17 protein-coding genes and 1 pseudogene are annotated in these 15771 nt (G+C 53.1%); all 18 read right to left on the bottom strand.

What is annotated here, in order from left to right; genetic code table 11:
* Nucleotides 1-52 precede the first annotated feature (52 nt).
* The 18 genes and pseudogenes from murA to recA all read right to left on the bottom strand — a co-directional run bounded on the left by murA (nt 53) and on the right by recA (nt 15733).
* The gene (gene murA / locus G5B42_RS00535) at nt 53-1333 is read right to left on the bottom strand and encodes a UDP-N-acetylglucosamine 1-carboxyvinyltransferase (protein ID WP_181338485.1); all 1281 of its coding nucleotides are present in this window, start codon (nt 1331-1333) and stop codon (nt 53-55) included.
* A complete protein-coding gene (locus tag G5B42_RS00530; RefSeq protein WP_181338484.1) occupies nt 1334-1588 on the bottom strand; it encodes an IreB family regulatory phosphoprotein in 255 nt (84 codons plus the stop codon). It lies immediately after the preceding gene.
* 104 nt (nt 1589-1692) lie between these two features.
* The gene (locus G5B42_RS00525; protein WP_181338483.1) at nt 1693-2169 is read right to left on the bottom strand and encodes a chemotaxis protein CheX; all 477 of its coding nucleotides are present in this window, start codon (nt 2167-2169) and stop codon (nt 1693-1695) included.
* Between the two features lie 18 nt (nt 2170-2187).
* The gene (gene rpe, locus G5B42_RS00520; protein WP_181338482.1) at nt 2188-2862 is read right to left on the bottom strand and encodes a ribulose-phosphate 3-epimerase; all 675 of its coding nucleotides are present in this window, start codon (nt 2860-2862) and stop codon (nt 2188-2190) included.
* Nucleotides 2846-3778, bottom strand: coding sequence for a ribosome small subunit-dependent GTPase A (gene rsgA, locus G5B42_RS00515; RefSeq protein ID WP_181338481.1), 933 nt, complete (start codon nt 3776-3778; stop codon nt 2846-2848). Before rsgA ends, rpe begins: the two co-directional genes overlap by 17 nt.
* A 36-nt stretch (nt 3779-3814) precedes the next feature.
* Complete coding sequence (gene pknB / locus G5B42_RS00510; RefSeq protein WP_181338480.1) at nt 3815-5515, bottom strand: Stk1 family PASTA domain-containing Ser/Thr kinase; 1701 nt, start codon at nt 5513-5515, stop codon at nt 3815-3817.
* A gap of 201 nt (nt 5516-5716) precedes the next feature.
* Nucleotides 5717-6421 (bottom strand): Stp1/IreP family PP2C-type Ser/Thr phosphatase, encoded by a 705-nt coding sequence (locus G5B42_RS00505; RefSeq protein ID WP_331273994.1) that lies wholly within the window; start codon nt 6419-6421, stop codon nt 5717-5719.
* Between the two features lie 21 nt (nt 6422-6442).
* Nucleotides 6443-6719: pseudogene (locus tag G5B42_RS12315) on the bottom strand (FHA domain-containing protein).
* Nucleotides 6720-6932: 213 nt separating this feature from the next.
* A complete protein-coding gene (gene rlmN, locus G5B42_RS00490; RefSeq protein WP_231133095.1) occupies nt 6933-7976 on the bottom strand; it encodes a 23S rRNA (adenine(2503)-C(2))-methyltransferase RlmN in 1044 nt (347 codons plus the stop codon).
* 155 nt (nt 7977-8131) lie between these two features.
* Nucleotides 8132-8947: a sporulation transcription factor Spo0A gene (spo0A, locus tag G5B42_RS00485; protein WP_331273993.1), complete on the bottom strand. Its 816-nt coding sequence runs from the start codon at nt 8945-8947 to the stop codon at nt 8132-8134.
* Between the two features lie 22 nt (nt 8948-8969).
* On the bottom strand, nt 8970-9539 hold the full coding sequence (locus G5B42_RS00480) for a GNAT family N-acetyltransferase (protein WP_181338475.1): 570 nt from the start codon (nt 9537-9539) through the stop codon (nt 8970-8972).
* Nucleotides 9540-9746: 207 nt separating this feature from the next.
* Nucleotides 9747-10697 (bottom strand): dipeptidase, encoded by a 951-nt coding sequence (locus G5B42_RS00475; RefSeq protein WP_181338474.1) that lies wholly within the window; start codon nt 10695-10697, stop codon nt 9747-9749.
* 87 nt (nt 10698-10784) lie between these two features.
* Entirely contained in the window at nt 10785-11045 is a 261-nt protein-coding gene (locus G5B42_RS00470; RefSeq protein ID WP_181338473.1) for a stage V sporulation protein S, read from the bottom strand.
* Between the two features lie 90 nt (nt 11046-11135).
* Nucleotides 11136-11924, bottom strand: a complete 789-nt coding sequence (locus tag G5B42_RS00465) for a TIGR00282 family metallophosphoesterase (RefSeq protein WP_181338472.1) — start codon at nt 11922-11924, stop codon at nt 11136-11138.
* A gap of 37 nt (nt 11925-11961) precedes the next feature.
* Nucleotides 11962-12495, bottom strand: a complete 534-nt coding sequence (locus G5B42_RS00460; RefSeq protein ID WP_181338471.1) for a hypothetical protein — start codon at nt 12493-12495, stop codon at nt 11962-11964.
* Nucleotides 12496-12558: 63 nt separating this feature from the next.
* A complete protein-coding gene (rny, locus tag G5B42_RS00455; RefSeq protein WP_181338550.1) occupies nt 12559-14088 on the bottom strand; it encodes a ribonuclease Y in 1530 nt (509 codons plus the stop codon).
* 110 nt (nt 14089-14198) lie between these two features.
* A complete protein-coding gene (locus G5B42_RS00450) occupies nt 14199-14663 on the bottom strand; it encodes a regulatory protein RecX (RefSeq protein ID WP_181338470.1) in 465 nt (154 codons plus the stop codon).
* Nucleotides 14660-15733: a recombinase RecA gene (recA, locus tag G5B42_RS00445; protein ID WP_181338469.1), complete on the bottom strand. Its 1074-nt coding sequence runs from the start codon at nt 15731-15733 to the stop codon at nt 14660-14662. The genes G5B42_RS00450 and recA overlap by 4 nt, the downstream gene beginning before the upstream one ends.
* Between the last annotated feature and the right edge of the window lie 38 nt (nt 15734-15771).

Here is a 15771-nt window from a genome sequence, read left to right as displayed (position 1 = left end):
GGAAATAATAAAAAAAACAACCGTCGCCGTCGACAGTTGTTTTTTCGTCTTTTTAAATTACCTCTTTACACTCTTCAACGGAATGGAGGCGTTCGATTTTGGCTCCAACCCCCCGTAACTTCTCCACCATTTTTTCGTAACCCCGGTCGATGTTTTCCGCCCCCGAAACCAGGGTCACCCCATCTGCCATCAAACCGGCAATCACCAGGGCCGCCCCGGCCCGCAGGTCGGTGGTTTCGACCGGGGCCCCACTCAGAGACGGTACCCCTTTGATGATCGCCCGGTCCCGGTCAACGCGCACATCGGCACCCATCCGGGTCAGTTCATCCAAATAGCGAAAACGGTTGTCAAAGATGGTCTCCCGGATAATACTGGTCCCACGGGCAACGGACATCAAAACCCCGAAGGGCTGCTGCAGATCGGTGGGAAAGCCCGGATAAGGAGCGGTCTCCACATCGGTGCTGACCATAGGTTCCGGTGCCGCCACCCGGATCGAGGTCTCCCCTTCTTCCACCAGGGCTCCGGCCTCCCGCAACTTCATGATCGGCGTCCGCAGGTGATCGGGCATCACGTTCTCCAAAACGGCTTCGCCCCGGGTCGCAGCCACCGCCACCATATAGGTGCCGGCCTCAATCCGGTCGGGGATAATCGTATGTTCCGCCCCTCTCAGCCGATCGACCCCTTGGATCCGGATTACTTCCGTCCCGGCCCCCCGGATACGCGCTCCCATCGCATTAAGGAGGACCGCCAAATCAACAATCTCCGGTTCCTTGGCCGCATTCTCCAGAACAAAAGTCCCCGGCGTCAAACTGGCCAAATACATCAGATTAACCGTCGTCCCGACACTACTCCGGTTGATAAAGAAACCGTTCTCTACCGGTTTGCCCATCTTGGCTTTCATCAGACCGTGTTCGATACTGACCTCTGCACCCAAAGACTGAAAACCCTTAATGTGAAAATCAACCGGACGCGGCCCCAGAAAACATCCTCCCGGCAGCGGGACCTCCGCCTCTTTCAAACGGGCCAACATCAACCCGGCCACATAAAAAGACCCCCTGATTTTCCGCGCCAGTTCATAGGGGATCGGTCTACGCCTGAGCCCAGAACCGTTGATCAACACCTTGCCGGGAGCTTGTTCTTCAACTTTCACCCCGATTTCCCGGAGAATATCCGCCAGGATCACGGCGTCCAAATCCTGGGGGAAATTGGTGAGAATTACATCTTCATCGCCTAATGCGGCACCAACCATCAAAGCAAGACTACTGTTTTTCGAACCGCTAATCCGAATCGTACCCTTTAAACGACGACCACCTTCAATCCGAAAAAAAGACATCTAAACCCCCTCGCTTTCCAGATAATACCGAACCAATTCCTCAAGAATTTGATCGCGGTCCAGTTTTCGAATAAGAATGCGGGCGTTTTTATGACTGGTGATGTAGGCCGGATCTCCGGAAAGCAAGTAGCCGACAATCTGATCGAGCGGGTCATAGCCCTTTTCGGTTAAGGCGGCGCATACCTCTTTAAGAACCTTCCTGACGTCTAACGGGTCCTCATCTTTCGGCGCAAAGCGGATGGTCTGGTCATGCATAGGCTTTCCCTCCTTAACACCGAGATACAAAAAGCTCCCCCCATATCTCAGTGGAAATTTTTGTGGTTCACCACTATTATTTGTCTTATTCCAAAAATAACACCTTAAGAAGCAAGTTCATCTTTCTTTAGAAAAAGATTCAGTTCGATCTTACCGGAACCAGTGGTAATCGGAATCGTTAGTGCGGTGTCGATATGTTTAAGAAAATCGGGCACCTTACCATCGCTCAACAGCAAAGGGGGAGTAATGTTACAGCGGTATCCAACTTCCGACAGGTTGGTACTGGCGGTCCCGACGATAATATTCTTCAACTCGCAAAGGGCACTTTTACCCATGGCATCAATCACCGGGTTCTCGACCCCCAACATCCGGCCGATAATATTCTTCCCGGTCTCGACATCCATGCCACAGATGACTTGCCCCTGCAGATCGCCTAGGACTCCTACCAAGACAGCCAGATCGTATTTGGTCAGGGGATGGTCGTTAAAAAAGGGTTTACCGGTTTTAACGTCTGGATCCAGCATCATGGCGATTACGGTATGCACAGCACGGACAAAAGAATCAATATGTTGAAAAGTCATGTGTTTTACCCCCTCTTCTTAGTCCGCAATCTTCGCGGCACCCAATTGTTTCAAAGTAGCAATCACCTGGGCGGGAGCTTCCTGGTTCCGGAAAATATAGGTCCCCGCCACAATAAAATCAGCACCGGCCGCGACAACTTCCGCGGCCGTCGTCTGGTTGATCCCGCCATCCACGCCGATCCGGCAGTTGATACCGTCCGCGTTCACCCTTTGTCGAAGCTGTTGGATCTTGGGCAAAACACCCCGGATCAAACTTTGCCCACCAAACCCGGGGTTTACCGTCATGATCAGGACGATGGACAGTTCAGGCAAGACCAGATCGATCATACTAAGCGGTGTCGCCGGATTCAAAGCCACCCCGGCTTCCAAACCGGACGCCTTAATCTGCTGGACCAAACGGTGAAGATGAAGCGTTCCCTCGGGATGGACAAGCACACGGGCAACGCCCGCCTCTTTGAAGGGTTGGATATAAACCTCCGGGTTGGTCACCATGAGATGGGCTTCAAAGGGAAGTTTGGAATAGGGACGGAGGGCTTTGGCCACCGCCGGCCCGAAAGAAAGGTTGGGAACAAAATGCCCATCCATGATATCGAGGTGAAGCCAATCAGCCGTCGCCACTTTGGCCACTTCCGCACGGAGGTCCGCAAAATCGGCATTTAAAATTGAGGGCGCAACTTCAATACCGGCGATCATGACCAACTCCTTTATCCCGCGTCCGCCGGGGCCGTTGACGTTTCTGCTCCTCCCAGCTTCTCACTTCCGCCAGGAAGGTAAGGTAATTTTCATAACGCCAAGGGTAGATCTTACCCGCCGCGACTGCCGCCTTCACGCCACAATCCGGTTCCTGGTCATGGAAGCAACCCTGAAACCGGCATTCCTGTTCGGCAGCGCCAAACTCCGGAAAGCAACCGGCCAGCTCCGCAGGGGAGATAAAATCCAGATCCAGCTGGCTAAAGCCGGGCGTGTCGACCAGAAAACCCTCCCCTTCCGGCAGGGCTAGGAGTCTTACCTCCCGGGTGGTATGCCGCCCGCGCCCAATTTTGGCGCTGACTGCCCCCGTCGGTTGTTTGACGCCGGGCACGATCATATTAATCAACGCCGACTTGCCGACACCGGAAGGCCCCGCCAAAGTGGTGGTCTCCTTCTGCAAGGCGGCCAGGAGTTCTTCTCTACCCTGCCCGCTTTTGGTGCTTGTACAAAGGGTGGTATACCCTATTCTTCGGTAAGGCTGAGCATTTTCTGAAGCGGTCTTCTCGTCAACCAGATCGGTCTTGTTAAAGAGGAGTAAGGCTGGAAGGTGTAAAGCCGCCAGCATCACGAGCAGCCGGTCGATTAATAAATAGTTGAAATCGGGATTTTTATGCGCAAAAACCACCGCTACTTGGGTAATGTTCGCCACTACGGGGCGTTTCAAGAGGTTACGGCGGGGATGCACACCCTCGATCACACCTTGATCCGGAGCGGTTAACTCATAATCGACCACATCCCCGACGACGATCCCGTCGCTTCGCCGCAGTTTGCCCCGGGGTACTGCGGTAATCGTTCGTCCATCTTCGGTGCTGATATAATAAAAACCCCCGACTATTCTATTGATCCGCCCAACCGGCAAACAAACTCCTCCTGTAACCTAGCTTGGTGCAAATAACTACTCGTGATTGATGGGCTCCTCATTGATGGGCTCCGCTTCGGCCGGCTCCGAATTAAACCCGGCCGGACCGGAACTGACCGTAAATCGCATCTCTGTATTCAACGGCACAACCTCGCCCGGTAAGGGGCTTTGGTCCAAAATATTCCCGCGCGGGTAGGGACTGGTCTTGTAGACCACGGCATCATTAAAGACCAAACCTAAACTGGCCAGTTCGGACTGGACTTTAACCAGTGAAGACCCGATAAAATTCGGCACCTCCACGTATTCCGGCCCCAAACTCCGGTAAATGTCAACGGACGCCCCTTTTTGGATCTTGGTGTTGGGGGCCGGTTTCTGCCTGACAATCCGGTCTTTCGGCACATTCCGGTTACTCTCGGCGTAAACATCGCCTCTCTTCAGCCCCGCTTGGTCCAGCAGGATTTCGGCCTCCGTCAAAGTTTTCCCGGTCAAATCCGGAACCAATACCGTCTCGATCCCGGAACTCAAGACCACATCAATCACGCGCCCGCGCCGGACAATCATCCCCGCCTTGGGCACCTGCGAAAGGACGCCGTCCGGTTGTACCGTATCATCCGGTTCTCGTTTGACCACATTTAACTTTAACCCATTCTCATGGGCAAGACGCTCGGCCACGCTGAACTCAAAACCGACGAAATTGGGGACCGCCACTTCCGCCCGGGGCGGAATCAGGTACAGATAACCCACTCCAGCCAGGCCCAGCGCAATCATGAGCGAGACAAGAACAACACCAAAGGTCTGCAAAGACTGTTTAAAACTCCTTCTCCCTTTCGGAGCTTCGTTCTCTTCAGCCACCACTTCGTGCTCGAGCGTAAAATCAAGGATCTGGGTCGGATAATCTTCGAAATCCATTTCGTCGGGCTTCAAACCGAGAATTTCCTGGATGTCCTTACTCAAGACCAGAGCAGAAGGGTAGCGCCGGTCCAAATCTTTCGCCAGAGCGCGTTTTAGTAAATCAACCACACTTTTCGGGTACTTTGCCGCCAGCCGGTCGAGCAAGGGTGGCTCCTCCTGCAGATGTTTAAGGGCGATCGCGATCGGGCTTTCCCCCGTAAACGGCACTTCCCCGGTGAGCATCTCGTAAAGGACACAGCCCAATGAGTACAGGTCCGACTGGGGGCCAACCGGAAGCCCTTTTGCCTGTTCGGGCGAGAAATACTGCACCGACCCCATGACGACTCCCGTTTGCGTGAACCCGCTCGCCGTCACGGCCCGCGCAATCCCGAAGTCGGTGACCTTAACCAAACCATCCTCCGTGATCAAAATATTATGGGGTTTAATGTCCCGGTGGACTATGTTGTGCTCATGGGCGTGGCGCAAAGCTTCACTGATCTGCAAAGCAATTCTTAAGGCCCGGTTTAAAGAAAAAGGTGCTTCCTCGCGGATTAACTCCTTCAAATTGCGACCGGCAATATATTCCATTACAATATAATGGATGTCGCCATCCTGGCCCACATCGAAAATATTAACCACATTGGAATGGGATAGACTGGCCGCCGCCTGCGCTTCCCGGCGAAACCGCTCGACAAACTCCCGGTCCGCCGAGAACTGTTCCCGTAGAATTTTGATGGCCACCACCCGTTGCAGCAGGGTACATTCGGCCTTATAAACTAAGGCCATTCCCCCTTCGCCGATCAATTCCATAATTCTATATCGATTGCCCAGAAGACGTCCGATCAATCAATTCACCTCAATGGGCCGAAAAACCCCAGTAATAAGTAGTTGTCAACATCCGAAGCAGTCCCGTACCAGCTCTGATTATGTGAACGATGTAACAAAGTGCATCACTACGATGCTGGGTAAATTGAGTAGCGACTCAGATTTTCCCCTCTAGGTTTTTCTCCATGCACAAACCAAATTCCTGCCCTCCAACCAAGACCTTTAGAGAAAAGCAACAATGGCCGAGATGTTATCGATCCCGCCCCGCTCATTGGCCGCGGCCACCAGGCGGTCGGCCACCTCCTGGGGCGAAGCGTCCCCGCCGAGATATTCACAGATTTCAGCGTTGGAGAGCATCACCGTAAGCCCGTCGGAACACAAGAGCAGGCGGTCTCCGGCCTGCACCGCGAACTCCCGGTATTCGGGCTCAACGGGCCCGGCGGTTCCCAGGGCGCGGGTCAAGATATTCCGTTGCGGATGGTTTTTGGCTTCTTCCTCCGTGATCCCACCATTGCGGACAAGCTCCGCCACCAGGGAATGGTCACTGGTCAGTTGGGTGCACTGACCGGCCCGCCAAAGGTAAGCCCGGCTATCGCCGATGTGTGCCACCTTAATCTGGTCCGCTCCCACCTGAACCACAACCACCGTCGTCCCCATCCCCTTGCATTCCTGGTGTTCATCGGCGTAATTCAATAAAGCCTGATTCGCCAGGTTCAACGTGGTCGTGAGCGCCGTTTTAAAATCCGGTGTGGTCGTGTCCAAAGCCAATACTTTTTCCACCACCAGCGCACTGGCCACTTCACCCGCCCGATGGCCACCCATGCCATCGGCCAAGACCAGAAGCGTTCCCTTCCAGCCAATGCTGTCCTCATTATTTGCTCTGACCTTACCAACATGGGAAGCCATTCCGACCTTCACTTTACCCACCTCGCTACTTCCCTTCCGCGCTTAGCCTGATCCTGCTCCAACTGACTCCGGAAAATCCTTTTGTCCAAGCGCCACCACTTTCAGGACGGTCTCCCCCATCCTGATCTCCCCGCCGGGCGCAATCAAGGTACTACTAATGCGGCAGTCATTATAAAATGTCCCGTTGGTACTTCCCAAATCCTTAAGCAGAAAAGTCTTTTTTTTTGGCCTGGTATTGTAAAACAGCATGTTCACGCGAGACCTTGGCGTCTTTTAAGCGGATATGATTCTGGGCCTGACGTCCAATCTTCACGTTCATGGGCGCAAGAAGAAACTCCCGTCCACAGTCGGGCCCGGCGACCACCACTAAAGCCATGGCGGGTTGGGCGGCATTCGCTCGCTTGATCCGGGCGAAGACTTTGGTGTCATCTTCCTTGGTTTCCATATTTTGTTCAGCTTTCCCTGTTCGTTTCGCCCAAGGTAAAACCCATTTATTAAACTTCATTATAACACATCTCCTATTAAAAATAAGTTACATTTTTAGATGTTGACGCAATTGGCCACAGGCCGCGTTAACCTCTGCCCCACGCTCCTGCCGGATACTGGCGGCCACCCCGTGCTCCTGCAAATAACCGAGAAAGCGTTGGCAGACCCACGGCGGCGATGGCCGGTAAGAAGCGCCCGGTACCGGGTTATACGGAATGAGATTCACGTGGCAAAGCCACCCCGCCGCCAGCTCCGCCAGCCGCACCAGGTCGGCCTCTCCGTCGTTCACCCCGTCCAGCATAATATACTCCAGGGTAACCCGGCGTTTGGTCTTGGCGGCATAATCCCGGCAAGCCTGGATAACTTGAGCCAAAGGATAGGTCCGGTTCAAGGGGATCAGTGCTGAACGCAACTGATCGGTGGTTGCATGGAGAGATAAGGCCAGATTAATCTGGAGCTGCTCGTCAGCCAACCGGTAAATCGCCGGGACCACCCCGCTGGTGGAGACGGTCAGATGCCGGGCCGCCATCTGGAGACCGTACTCTGCATTTAAGAGACGGAGGGCCTTTAAAGTCGCCGCGTAGTTGGCCAAAGGCTCCCCCTGGCCCATCGCCACGGCATTGGAGATCCGGGTTTTTTTATCCAACCCGATCTTCCTAACCTGGTCAACGATCTCGCCCGCCGTCAAGTTCCGTTTAAACCCCTGCTGGCCGGTGGCACAAAAGGTACAACCAACCGGACACCCGACTTGCGTCGAAAAACAGACCGTCTTTCTTTTTTCCTCCGGGATATAAACCGCTTCCACCCCGCAGCCATCTGTTAAACGAAATAAATACTTTTTAGTTCCATCGCCCGCTTCTACCGCGCCCGCCACGGTGATGGTACTGACGACCAGACCCCGGTCTTGAAGGCGTTGGCGAAAAAGTGCGGGCAAATTACTCATCTGCCCAAAATCATCAATCCCCTTTTTATATACCCAATCCAATATTTGCTTAGCCCGGTAACGGGGTTCACCAAGCTTGACCACCAAATCTTCCAATTCTTCAAGGTTTAAGCCGATAATCTGCAACGCGGTCCCCCCATTCCACATTGGTGCAAAACACAACACTTTCCTTTTCCGCTTTGCGGCAATCTTTTCCTCCTAAATTATACCCGCGCCGGGCGGAATTTAAAAAGCCCGTAGGGGGTGAACCACCCCTTACGGGCGCTTTGTAGAATAATCTATGTATATAGCAATCTATTGTCTTAACTGGTTATCTGTAATTGGAGCCGAATCCGGTCCGCTACTTTGGCAATGAAAGAGGCCGCCGTCGGGAAGCGTGCTTTATCCGACTGGTAGTGATCGGTTCCAAACATTTTCTTGAACGACTCGCAATTTCCCCGTTCCCAACCGATCTCAATTGTATGCCGAATTGCCGACTCAACCCCGCTGGCCGTCGAGTTGTATTTCTCCGCAATCCGCGGGTAGAGGTTTTTGGTGATATTACCGAGAATATCCTCCTCCTGAATGGCCATGATGATGGCATCCCGCAGATAAGCATAACCGCGGAAATGGGCCGGGACCCCCATTTCGTGAAAGACCTTTGTTACTTCCAACTCCAGTTGCTGGCGGGAAATATTCTTCGCCGGTGTCGGCATCGGGCTATAAAAATTCCGGTTTTCCTTCACAAAGTCCTCTTGGTTACGGCCGAATTGGCGGATCCGTTCCAAGAGCGTTAGGGTGTCAAAAGGTTTAACCATATAATAGACCGCTCCCATTGCAATTAACCGCTGGACCATCGACTCCTGCTCAAAAGCGGTCAACACAATCACTTGCGGTGCATCGCTCATCTCCGCCAAACGCTCCATGACGCCAATCCCGTCCAAATAAGGCATGGTAATGTCCAAAATCAAAACATCGGGCTTTTGGGCTTGAATCAGTTCAATAGCCTGTAAACCGTCATAGGCGATCCCCACCAGCTCCATATCGTCTTGGATTCCAATATGTTCGGCCAACACTTTGCAGAGCTCTCGGTTGTTGTCAGCGAGCACAACCCGAATGCGTTCTTCTGCCAAACACACCCCTCCTCTCTCCAGTTCTTTTCTACACACTTTTACCATTTCCTGCTTGTATAGGCAAAACTTTATGTCTACCTTCCTTCTTTCGGGTCGTGTTTTCCATCGTCATCAGATAGATATCTTTCCAGTCCCGGTCTTGCGGACGCTTCAAAATCGCCTTCTTTTTAAACCCCAGCTTTTGGTAGCAGTGAATCGCGCGGGAGTTGAAGGTATAAACCCGGAGGTACAGCCGGTCAAGGCCCAGTTCGTCAAAGGCGTAGCGCTTAATCTGCTTGAGCGCCAGAGTACCGTAACCCTTATTCCAATAGGCTTTCTCCCCGATCCGGATCCGGAGCTCCGCCTCACGCCCGCGCCAGCAAATATGGGCCAGTTCCAGATCGCCGATCAACTGCCCCTTTTCATCCTCAAGCGCAAAAAGCCGGGTGTTCGTGCTTCGCCTGCTCTCCTCCCACCAGGCGATACACCCGGCCAGATCACATGGTAAACCCAGACCGACCAAGCTTTCCACTTCCGGGTCACTGTTCCACCGGACCAACCGGGAAAGGTCTTCCTTTTCCAACGGACGAAGACGAACGGCAACTGCTTGCTTCGACATGTTCAGCCACTCCTTCTGCAAATAAACTACATCTCGTGCTTTGGTCTTTACTGCAATGCTATGGTCCTACGATGTTGCTTCACCGGTTTGGTGGTATTTTACGTTGCTTGCCCGCGACAATTACCCTAGATCTTCGGTTGTTTTCCCGTTACTCCTCTAAGTAAAAACCGGTAGAGGATAGGTGTTCTGGGCTTTTTAACACCTTTTTCAGTTGGTTACCGCAAATTTATCCCTGAGAAACCGGTAGAAGTTACCCCCGGCCACTTTTCTGATGATCTCCCGTCCGTACCCGGCCGCCGCCAACCCGTGCAGAAAAACGGGGAGACTGCTCACATCGGGCAGATCGGTCGGCGTGCAATCAATCCCGTCAAAATCACTGCCCAGGGCCGGGCAATCCATACCTCCAATCTCAAGCAAGGCTTCCAGATGGGGGATGAGGTCGGCACTGCCGACGGCGCCTGCACCGATAAAAGGGGGGTAAAAGGTAAGCCCCACGGTTCCCCCGGTCGCTGCCACCAAGCGAATCTGTTCCGCGGTTAAGTTCCGCCGGTGGGCATGGACCGGGTCCACATTCGCGTGGGAAACACAGACCGGCTGCCGGGCCAGATCAATCAGATCTATAAAGCTTTTCCGGCCCAGATGCGAAAGGTCCAAAATCATCCCCCGTTCCTCCGCCATCCTGACCACCGCCTTGCCTAACGGGGTCAGGCCTCTATCCTCCGGCACTCCCACCCCGCAGGCAAAAGGGTTGGCCCCGTTCCAGGTCAGCGAGAACATCCGTACCCCTGCTTCATAAAACTCTTCCAGCCGGGAAAGCTCGCCTTCCAATGGCTCCAGTCCTTCCAGGGCCAGGATCACTCCGATCTTCTTTCCGCCGTGCCACGCCTCAAAATCGCCCCGCGACCGGATCCAGATAAGCTCCTCCCGCCAACGGTGATACTCCTGACGCCACCTGGTAATGACAGTTTTGGCCCAAGCATAGGCCGCCGGCCGCTCGCCGGCACAGACCGCTAGCACCTGCAACCAAACCCCGGCTTTTTTTAAACGGGGTATATCAAGCTGGAGGTGGGGGGCATGCCCCAAGCTGCCACCATCCTCCATAATCCGGACCAGGGTATCGGCATGCCCGTCAAGGATCGGTCCAAATTCACTCCTCATCTTTCCTTGATCTTCCCTTTCCTCAATATAAACAAAAAAAAGAACCTATAATAATTTATAGGTCCCGATCTGAGCCGTGGAAAAGAACTAACGCGGTTCAATGATTAGCTTAATGGCTGTTCGTTCTTGTCCTTCAATCATTATGTCCGTAAACGCGGGAATACAAATCAAATCAATCCCACTGGGTGCCACGAAACCACGGGCAATGGCGACGGCTTTCACGGCCTGATTTAGAGCACCGGCCCCAATCGCCTGGATTTCCGCTGCACCTTTCTCCCGTAATACTCCAGCCAATGCTCCGGCCACCGAATTTGGGTTCGATTTTGCCGAAACCTTTAATACTTCCATTGCTTTATTCCCCTCCTAAACCATGTCGACTTTCTTAACTACATCTATTATATTTTATGCCGACCAATAAATTCCTTTTAATTTTATCACTTATTTTAAATTTTTCCGGTAATTAATTCTGTCAATTCGCTTGGTCCGCCCTTGTTCATCCAGTTCAAGATAGACCCCGTTAAGTTCGACGGGTCCTTTTGCAATTTCGAACTTCACCGGTCGTTTGGTGATAAACTTTTGAATCGCCAATTCCTTCTTGACGCCCAAAACTGAATCGGTTGGCCCGCACATCCCAACATCGGTAATGTAGCCGGTCCCACCGGGCAGGATCCGTTCATCGGCGGTCGCCACATGGGTATGGGTTCCGACGACGGCCGAAACCAACCCGTCAAGGTAGTGCGCAAGGGCGATCTTTTCCGAAGTGGCTTCGGCATGAAAATCCACCAACACATAAGGGGTTTTTTCTTTGAGCAGACTGATCTGCTCCTTCGCCACCCGGAAAGGGCAATCCAGCGTTGGCTCCAAATAAACCTGCCCCATTAGACTAAGAACCCCCACCGGATACCCGTTTTTGGCCACAAACAAACCGGCACTTTCGCCCGGGGTCTCCGGCGGGTAATTGGCGGGACGCAACACTTGTTTATATCGGTCGAGGACTTGGTCGATCTCCCGGTGCTTCCAGGTATGGTTACCCAGAGTAATCACGTCCACGCCGCTATGAAAAAGCTCGTCGGCTACCTCCAACGTCAGCCCAAACCCCCCGGCGGCGTTCTCCCCGTTCGCCACCGTTAAATCCGGAGCGTATTGCTGAATCAACTCCGGAAGCAATGTCTTCACCAGCTCCCGCCCCGGCCGACCGACAATGTCCCCCAAAAAGATAATCTTCAAAATTCAGATCCCCCTTGAATAAATCCCCCCCCCGTATTTAGGGGGGGTCCGAGTGATTAAAAATCAAGACGCGGCCTTCTTCACGAATCCCCGTCAGCTCTTTTTTCTGCGGTACTTCCTTCAACTCTTCCAGCATGTGCGCGATCATCTCTTCCTGGAAAAGCAGATCTTCCTCCCCGGCCTCGCCCTCGTCTTCTTTAACCACTTTATTGCCATAGCGGTCGTTAATGATTTTAATGGTTAAAGAGAGTTCATCAGGGGAAAAGGAAGCGATATCCCGTTTAATCTCCAAAAAAGTCAGCGCACCCTGCCGCTTGAAGGTCAGCTCAATAAACTCCGGTTCGATTTGGTCCAAAAGAGCCAGGGTTTCCAGGCTCATCTTTAATTCTTCCCGAAACGCCTGTTTTTCTTCGGCCGAAAACTTATGCCGAAGAATAAAACTGAAAATCAGACTAGAGTCAGCGGGGTTCAATTTCAAGGTGGCAATCTCCGGGTAACGGATCAGTAAAGAAACGATCAAACTCATCGAGCTGGTGAAGGTTTCGCCGTCCCGACTAAATACACCCTTCATTTTCCCACTATTCCTCTCATGGTAATCAAAAGGCAAGTAAGCCACTGAAGTGGCTTACTGCCTTTATTTTGCATAATCGACTGCTCTAATCTCCCGAATCACGACGACTTTAATCTGTCCGGGATATTCCAACTCGGACTCAATTTTCTTGGCCACTTCCCGCGAGATAAAGGCCGCCGCCGCATCATCCACTTTTTCCGGTTTGACCATAATCCTGATTTCCCGTCCGGCCTGGATGGCATAGGCTTTTTCCACGCCATCAAACGAGTCGGCAATCTTCTCCAAGCGCTCCAACCGTTTGATGTAGCTCTCCAGCGTCTCGCGCCTGGCCCCTGGCCGGGCCGCGGAAATCGCATCCGCCGCCTGCACCAAAACGGCTTCGACAGTGTTCGGTTCTATATCACCGTGGTGGGCGGCAATCGCGTGGATGACCGCCGCCGATTCGCGGAACTTTTTCGCAAGATCAGCACCAATCGTAACATGAGGCCCTTCCACCTCATGATCTATGGCCTTTCCAATGTCATGGAGGAGTCCAGCCCGTTTGGCTACATTGACATCGGCCCCCAGCTCTGCCGCAATCATGCCGGCTAAATGCGCAACCTCAATCGAATGTTTCAAGACATTCTGCCCGTAACTGGTCCGGTATTTCAACCGTCCCAACAACCGAATCAACTCTGGGTGGAGATTGGGAATCCCAACCTCAATCGCGGCTTGTTCCCCTTCTTCTTTGATGACCGTCTCCACTTCTTTCCGGGCTTTTTCCACCATCTCTTCGATGCGTGCCGGATGGATCCGGCCATCGGCAATTAAACGTTCTAAGGCAAGCCGTGCGATCTCACGCCGCACGGGGTCAAAACCTGAAAGAATCACCGCCTCGGGAGTATCGTCGATAATGAGATCAATCCCGGTCAAGGTCTCAAGCGCCCGGATATTCCGACCTTCCCGGCCGATGATCCGGCCCTTCATCTCATCATTCGGCAACACCACCACCGACACCGTGGTTTCGGCCACATGATCGGCGGCGTAGCGCTGAATCGCCGTGGCGATTATATCCCGGGCCTTCCGATCGGCCTCTTCCTTAATCTTCGCTTCAAACTCCCGGACTCGGACCGCCATCTCCTGCGCCAGTTCCTTTTTCAGTTCAGAAAAGAGGAACTCCTTTGCTTCCTCGACGGTTAAACCGGAGATCTTCTCCAGTTCTTCGCGTTCCTTTTGTTTCAACTCATGCAGTTCCGCCTTGAGCTTATCCAACTCACTTTCTTTCTTGTTGAGATTGTCCTCTTTTTTCTCCAGCGCTTCGAGCTTGCGGTCGATATTGGCTTCTTTTTGTTCGATCCGTTTCTCCCACCGCTGGATCTCATTACGTCGTTCCCGGATCTCGCGGTCTAAATCATTTTTAATCCGAAGGGCTTCTTCTTTCGCTTCCAGAATGGATTCCCGTTTTTTTGCTTCCGCTTCCCGTTCGGCTTCTTGCAATATCATATTGGCGGTTTCTTCGGCCGACCTTAAATTCATCGCGGTTCTGACCTTTTCCACAACAATACCGCCGGCTATACCCAGAAGAATCAGTAATGCGATCAACCAAAATTCGATCCCCAACACCTCCTTTTTTTAACAAACTCAATACTAAATGAAGCCGAGTAAGAACTCGGCTTCTTGGTGTTCTCCTCCAGCTTTAATTCTATCTTTTTTGAAAAAAGCTGTCAAGACTCCTTATCATAGTCAAAGTAAGGGCGGATTTCTTCAGCCGGGAAACCGGCGGCATACATGCGCCGGGCCCACCGGATGATCGCCCGTTTGTCCTGCGGGGAAAAATCCGCATCCCCAAAGCACTTTTCCCACCAGAACCGGACATTTTCCCGTTCCTTGGCGGGGGGATAGTAAAGATCAAGCCCCTCCTCGACCAGCTGCGGGTCCAGTCCGGCCAGGCACAGCCGTTGACGGATATAGGACCGGCTTTTCTTCGCCGCCAGGTACTTGTCGATCTGTCGCCGAAGATAAATCCCATCATCAAGATAATTCCATTCGCGTAAGCGCGTCACCGCCGTCATGATCTCTTCCCGCCGGTAACCTTTACCTTCCAGTTTACGCTCCATCTCCCAGGTGGAATAATCACGCCTTCCAAGCAGGGTCAAGGCGTAACTGAGCGCCGGTTCTTTCGCATTCATTTTTGCTCAGCCTTGGCCGGACGGCTCGCCTTCGCCTCCCCTTCCTTTAGGGCTTCATCCCCTTTTTTCACCGGCCGCTTCAAGCCACACTTTTCATAAATCTCGGTCTCCACCCGGTCCAAAAGCTCCGGATTCTGCTTCAGAAAGGCAATGGCATTTTCCCGTCCCTGCCCCAAACGGGTCTCCCCATAAGAGAACCACGCGCCACTCTTGTTAACAATATCCTTTTCGACGGCCAAATCAAGAATACAACCGACCTTCGAGATCCCTTCCCCATAGACGATATCAAACTCCGCTTCTTTAAACGGCGGCGCCACCTTGTTTTTGACCACCTTGACCCGGGTCCGGTTCCCGATAAAATCGCTCCCTTGTTTCAGGGTCTCAACGCGTCGCACTTCCAACCGGATGGTGGCGTAAAACTTTAAAGCCCGCCCCCCCGGGGTCACCTCCGGGTTGCCGAACATCACCCCGACCTTCTCCCGGATTTGGTTGATAAAGATCGCCACTGCCTGCGACTTACTGATCGCACCGGTTAATTTCCGCAAAGCCTGGGACATCAGCCGCGCTTGTAAACCCACATGGGAATCGCCCATTTCCCCCTCGATCTCGGCCCGGGGCGTCAACGCCGCCACCGAGTCGATCACGACCACATCGATAGCGCCGCTCCGGACCAGCGCCTCGGCGATCTCCAGCGCCTGCTCTCCCGTATCCGGTTGGGAAATCAGAAGGTTGTCAATATCCACGCCCAGCTTCCGCGCGTATAATGGATCCAGCGCGTGCTCCGCATCGATGAAAGCGGCAATCCCGCCCAGTTTTTGTGCTTCGGCCACCATATGCAAGGCCACGGTGGTTTTTCCTGAGGATTCGGGTCCGTAAATCTCAATCACCCGGCCGCGGGGAATCCCCCCCACTCCCAGCGCCAAGTCTAAAGTAATCGCCCCGGTTGGAATCACATCTATGTTCATCTTGGTGTCCGCTTCCCCCATCCTCATGATCGAACCTTTCCCAAACTGTTTTTCGATCTGGAGGATCGCCACCTCCAATGCTTTCTGTTTCTCATCTACGGCCATCTTTTTGCCTCCTCCAAACATTTGTTCGCCTTGAGTAT

It is taken from the genome of Capillibacterium thermochitinicola, assembly GCF_013664685.1.
Classification (GTDB): domain Bacteria; phylum Bacillota; class UBA4882; order UBA10575; family UBA10575; genus Capillibacterium; species Capillibacterium thermochitinicola.
The sequence above is the reverse complement of the archived record's forward strand: the minus strand, read 5'-3'. Positions and strand labels throughout refer to the sequence as shown.

What these genes read in the sequence shown, in the direction of transcription:
- murA (WP_181338485.1), bottom strand. Translation starts at nt 1,333, where the DNA reads ATGTCTTTTTTTCGGATTGAAGGTGGTCGTCGTTTAAAGGGTACGATT.
- G5B42_RS00530 (WP_181338484.1), bottom strand. Translation starts at nt 1,588, where the DNA reads ATGCATGACCAGACCATCCGCTTTGCGCCGAAAGATGAGGACCCGTTA.
- G5B42_RS00525 (WP_181338483.1), bottom strand. Translation starts at nt 2,169, where the DNA reads ATGACTTTTCAACATATTGATTCTTTTGTCCGTGCTGTGCATACCGTA.
- rpe (WP_181338482.1), bottom strand. Translation starts at nt 2,862, where the DNA reads ATGATCGCCGGTATTGAAGTTGCGCCCTCAATTTTAAATGCCGATTTT.
- rlmN (WP_231133095.1), bottom strand. Translation starts at nt 7,976, where the DNA reads ATGTGGAATGGGGGGACCGCGTTGCAGATTATCGGCTTAAACCTTGAA.
- G5B42_RS00480 (WP_181338475.1), bottom strand. Translation starts at nt 9,539, where the DNA reads ATGTCGAAGCAAGCAGTTGCCGTTCGTCTTCGTCCGTTGGAAAAGGAA.
- G5B42_RS00475 (WP_181338474.1), bottom strand. Translation starts at nt 10,697, where the DNA reads ATGAGGAGTGAATTTGGACCGATCCTTGACGGGCATGCCGATACCCTG.
- G5B42_RS00470 (WP_181338473.1), bottom strand. Translation starts at nt 11,045, where the DNA reads ATGGAAGTATTAAAGGTTTCGGCAAAATCGAACCCAAATTCGGTGGCC.
- G5B42_RS00460 (WP_181338471.1), bottom strand. Translation starts at nt 12,495, where the DNA reads ATGAAGGGTGTATTTAGTCGGGACGGCGAAACCTTCACCAGCTCGATG.
- G5B42_RS00450 (WP_181338470.1), bottom strand. Translation starts at nt 14,663, where the DNA reads ATGAATGCGAAAGAACCGGCGCTCAGTTACGCCTTGACCCTGCTTGGA.
- recA (WP_181338469.1), bottom strand. Translation starts at nt 15,733, where the DNA reads ATGGCCGTAGATGAGAAACAGAAAGCATTGGAGGTGGCGATCCTCCAG.